This is a genomic window from Sulfurimonas sp. (assembly GCF_026988655.1).
Classification (GTDB): domain Bacteria; phylum Campylobacterota; class Campylobacteria; order Campylobacterales; family Sulfurimonadaceae; genus Sulfurimonas.
In genome coordinates this window covers 1-4,427 of sequence record NZ_JALSKT010000008.1, presented here as the reverse complement: position 1 = coordinate 4,427, position 4,427 = coordinate 1, and the positions used below count along the sequence as shown (strand labels likewise).

Here is a 4,427-nt window from a genome sequence, read left to right as displayed (position 1 = left end):
AAATTTCTTGATTTAAAAGCTGCAACCTATGAAAGACTATTGGATTTAATGGAAGATATGTCTGTAAACAATATCGTAAGTGAAAAAGAGCTTACAAAATTACAATTTGTTACCCACCGGCTAGCTATCTTTGCTTCACCCGCTGTTTTAAACGAATACAACAACTTTTTAGAAGTTCTATCAAAACTCTCTAAAGATGGAACACTTGATGGAGATGACTACCAACTCAGTGATGCACTTGGAAAACTTACAGTGCAAATTAGATTTGATCTCTTGAATGAAAATCCTGCAAAAAAAGTTTACACTAGTGAGCAAATTAAAAAACTCATCAAAAAGAACTCAACGAGTTCCTCACATATAAGTCGGGGCTAATTCAACTTTAGCTATAATCGCGAAAATTATTATATAGGATTCTATACTTTGAGAACTCATTACTGTACAAATTTAAATGAAACAAATGTTGGAGAAGATGTTGTTCTGACTGGTTGGGCGAATAATTATCGTGATCATGGTGGAATTATTTTCATAGATTTACGTGATAAAACTGGACTCATTCAGCTCACTTGTGATCCAGAAGATTCTAAAGAGGCTCATAAAGTTGCAAACAGTGTTCGTGACGAGTACGTTTTAATAGCAAAAGGTAAAGTACGTCTTCGTGGTGAAGGACTTACAAATCCACGTTTAAAAACTGGTGCAATAGAAATAGTAGTAGATGAGCTTATCATTGAAAACAAATCGGCACCTCTTCCTTTTGTCATCGGTGACAAAAAAGTTGGTGAAGAGACTACACTGAAGTATCGTTATTTAGAGCTTCGTGATCCAGATTTATATGAAGTATTTCGTCTTCGCTCAAAAGCAGCAATCGCAGCAAGAAATATTTTAGATGCAAATGGATTTTTAGAAGTTGAAACGCCAATACTTACAAAATCTACACCAGAAGGTGCAAGAGATTATCTCGTTCCTTCTCGTGTTCATAATGGTGAATTTTATGCCCTTCCTCAATCACCACAACTTTTCAAACAACTTTTGATGGTTGGTGGATTTGATAGATATTTTCAAATCGCAAAATGTTTCCGTGATGAAGATTTACGTGCTGATCGTCAACCAGAATTTACTCAAATAGATGTGGAGATGAGTTTTTGTACACAAGAAGATGTTATCAAAGTTGCAGAAGATTTACTCGTTGCAATGTTTGGTGCTTGTGGTCATGAAGTTAAACCTCCATTTAATCGTATCACATACAACAATGCTATGGAATGGTATGGCTCAGACAAACCTGACTTAAGATATGACCTTAAAATGGTTGATGTTATTGACATCTTTGAGCGTTGTGATAATGAAATTTTTACAAATATTGCTAAAAAACCACATATCAACCGTATCAAAGCCTTAAAAGTTCCTGGTGCTGATTTGATATTTTCTAAACGTGAAATGAAAGGTTTTGAAGAGTTTGTTCGTAAGTTTGGTGCTCATGGTCTTGGATACTTTCAGATGAAAGAAGATGGTCTAAAAGGTCCACTTACAAAATTCTTTAGTGAAGAAGATATTGCACTGATTATTGAAAGAACAGAGCTTGAAGTTGGTGATGTTGTTTTCTTTGGTGCAGGCGATAAAAAAACAGTTTGGGATTATATGGGACGCTTTAGAAACTTCATAGCAGAGCATGAAAAAATGAATCTTATAGATGAAAATGCATATGAGTTTGTATGGGTTGTTGACTTTCCAATGTTTGAAGTAGAAGATGGCCGTGTCAAAGCACTACATCATCCATTTACAATGCCAAAAGACACAGACAAAGAAGATGTAGAAGAGATAGAATCTATCGCTTATGATATCGTTCTAAATGGTACTGAACTTGGTGGTGGTTCTATTCGTATTCATAAAGAAGAAATTCAAGAAGAAGTATTTAAACTACTCGGAATTGAAGAAGAAGAAGCACAAGAAAAATTTGGTTTCTTACTTGATGCACTCAAATTTGGAGCACCACCACATGGTGGTTTTGCTCTTGGTTTTGATAGACTTATCATGCTCTTAACTAAAAAATCAAGTATCCGTGATGTCATAGCTTTTCCTAAAACACAAAAAGCTTCTTGTATGCTTACAAAAGCACCAAGCCCTGTTGACAATGCACAACTCCGTGATTTACATATAAGACTACGTGAACAAACAAAAGCGTAATATTATGTCAAACACGAAAAAATTATTTCTTATTATCGGAGCACCTGGCTCTGGTAAAACTACAGATGCTGAACTTATAGCAAAAAAACATCCTAATATCTCACACTACTCTACGGGTGACATGCTTCGCGCTGAAGTAGCAAGCCAAAGCGAAAGAGGAAAAGAGATAAACAAATATATCTCTAAAGGTGAAATAGTTCCTATTAATATTGTTATAGAAACTATTATCAATGCCATTAAATCATCTCCAACAGATATCATTATCATCGATGGTTATCCAAGAAGTCTTGAACAAATGATGGAACTAGACAAATACCTACAAAAAAATCAAGATATTGAGCTTGTAAGTGTTATTGAAGTTGCTGTAAGTGAAGAGACGGCAAGAGACAGAGTGCTTGGACGTGCCCGCGGTGCAGATGACAATAATGAAGTATTTAACAATCGTATGCGTGTTTATACAGAACCACTGCAAGAAATTAGAGATTTTTACAGACAAAAAAATGTTTTAAAAGTAATTTCCGGTGAAGGAAGTATTGAGGAAATAGTATCTGAGATGGAAAACTTCATTCAATCAAAAATCTAAAGGCCATAGTTGTGCAAAAATTCATTTTAAAACTTTTTCCCGAAATTATGATCAAAGGACCATCTGCAAAACGCCAGATGGTTGGTCAACTCTACAATAATCTACTTGCAATTTTACAGCGTATAAATCCCGATATCAAAGTAAGAAAATTTTCTGACAAGATGGAGGTTTTAACACCAAGAGATTCACTACCTGAAGTGCGACAAAGACTTTTAGACACACCAGGAATAGAGCAAATTCTAGAAGTTTTACAATTTGATGAAATGGATACAATTGATAAAATAAAAGCAAAAATTCGTGAGCTAGTATCTGAAAAACTTAGGGACAAAACTTTTGCTGTTAGAGTAAAACGTACAGGAAAACACTCCTTTACTTCTATAGATATAGAAAGAACAGTGGGTGGTCATCTTTTAGCTAATTCAAAAGCAAAAGGTGTATCTCTCAAAAATCCAGATGTAATTGTACAGATGGAACTTATCCAAGACCAACTCAACTTTATTTCTACAAAGTACAAAGGTCTTAGTGGTTTCCCCATAGGAACACAAGGTGATATACTCTCTCTTATGTCTGGCGGATTTGATTCTACTGTTGCATCATATCTTACTATGAAGAGAGGAATTAAAACGCATTTTATCTTTTTTAATCTTGGTGGTATGGCGCATGAAATTGGTGTCAAGCAAGTTGCACTGTACCTCTGGAATAAGTTTGGTTCTTCGCATAAAGTAAAATTCATTTCTGTTGCATTTGATGATGTCCTTACAGAAATCTTTCGCTCAACTCCACCAACATATATGGGTGTTACACTCAAGCGTTTAATGCTTATAGCTTCGCAAAAAGTTGCTGATTCTATGGAGATAGATGCACTTGTGACAGGTGAAAGTGTTGCGCAAGTTTCAAGTCAGACTCTTCGTAATCTTGCTCTTATTGACCAAGTGACAAATAAACTAATACTTCGTCCTTTAGCAACCATGAATAAGCCTGAGATCATCTCAATAGCTAACGATATAGGTACACGTTATTTTGCTGAAAATATGCCTGAATATTGTGGTGTCATTTCTCAAAATCCTACCACCCATGGCTCTTTTAAGCGCATGGAGAAGATCGCACAAAAATTTAATTATGAAGTTTTAGATAAAGCTGTCCAAGAAGCACAATATCTTAGTATTGACGAAATTGTAGATGATGTAGCAAATTTAGCACCTATTGAAGTAGTTAAAGATCTGAGTAAAGGAGAGTTTGTAGTCATTGATATTCGCCCTGAAGATGAGTGTATACAAACTTCATGCAAAAGCATTAAAATTCCATTTCATAAACTCAAAATAGAGTTTGAAAAACTACCAAAAGATCAAGAGTATCTTTTCTATTGTGATAAAGGGATTATGAGTCAACTGCATGCACAGTATCTACGAGATGCAAAAGGGTATGAAAATATTCGGGTTTATCGACCCGACTAATTTTAACTTTGATTGTTTAGACAAAGAAAAACTTTGTCTAAACTCAGAGTTATATGAAATTTGAAAGTTTATTTTTGGTACTCCCTAGAATTTATAATCTAATTGTACCCAACCAACAGTTTTGTCATTTTGAGAAGCAGCATAACCATTAGTTGCATCACCTTTTGAGAATGAAGCAAATTTTACAAGACCTTTAAGGTTATTTACTCCAG

The 4,427-nt window shown here is 34.8% G+C and carries 3 protein-coding genes and 1 pseudogene; all 4 read left to right on the top strand.

All coding sequences use genetic code 11. From position 1 onward, the window contains the following. A pseudogene (locus MV052_RS00565) lies at positions 1 to 372 on the top strand (hypothetical protein); the annotation flags it as partial. A 48-nt stretch (positions 373 to 420) separates the two neighbouring features. Next, positions 421 to 2,178, top strand: a complete 1,758-nt coding sequence (gene aspS, locus MV052_RS00560) for an aspartate--tRNA ligase (RefSeq protein WP_297439932.1) — start codon at positions 421 to 423, stop codon at positions 2,176 to 2,178. Between the two features lie 4 nt (positions 2,179 to 2,182). Further along, positions 2,183 to 2,761 (top strand): adenylate kinase, encoded by a 579-nt coding sequence (locus tag MV052_RS00555; RefSeq protein ID WP_297439930.1) that lies wholly within the window; start codon positions 2,183 to 2,185, stop codon positions 2,759 to 2,761. Between the two features lie 11 nt (positions 2,762 to 2,772). After that, on the top strand, positions 2,773 to 4,215 hold the full coding sequence (gene thiI, locus MV052_RS00550; RefSeq protein WP_297439928.1) for a tRNA uracil 4-sulfurtransferase ThiI: 1,443 nt from the start codon (positions 2,773 to 2,775) through the stop codon (positions 4,213 to 4,215). Positions 4,216 to 4,427: the final 212 nt, after the last annotated feature.

Bases quoted from the DNA above. Each gene is read 5' to 3' on its own strand.
- MV052_RS00555 (WP_297439930.1), top strand. From the start codon at position 2,183: ATGTCAAACACGAAAAAATTATTTCTTATTATCGGAGCACCTGGCTCT.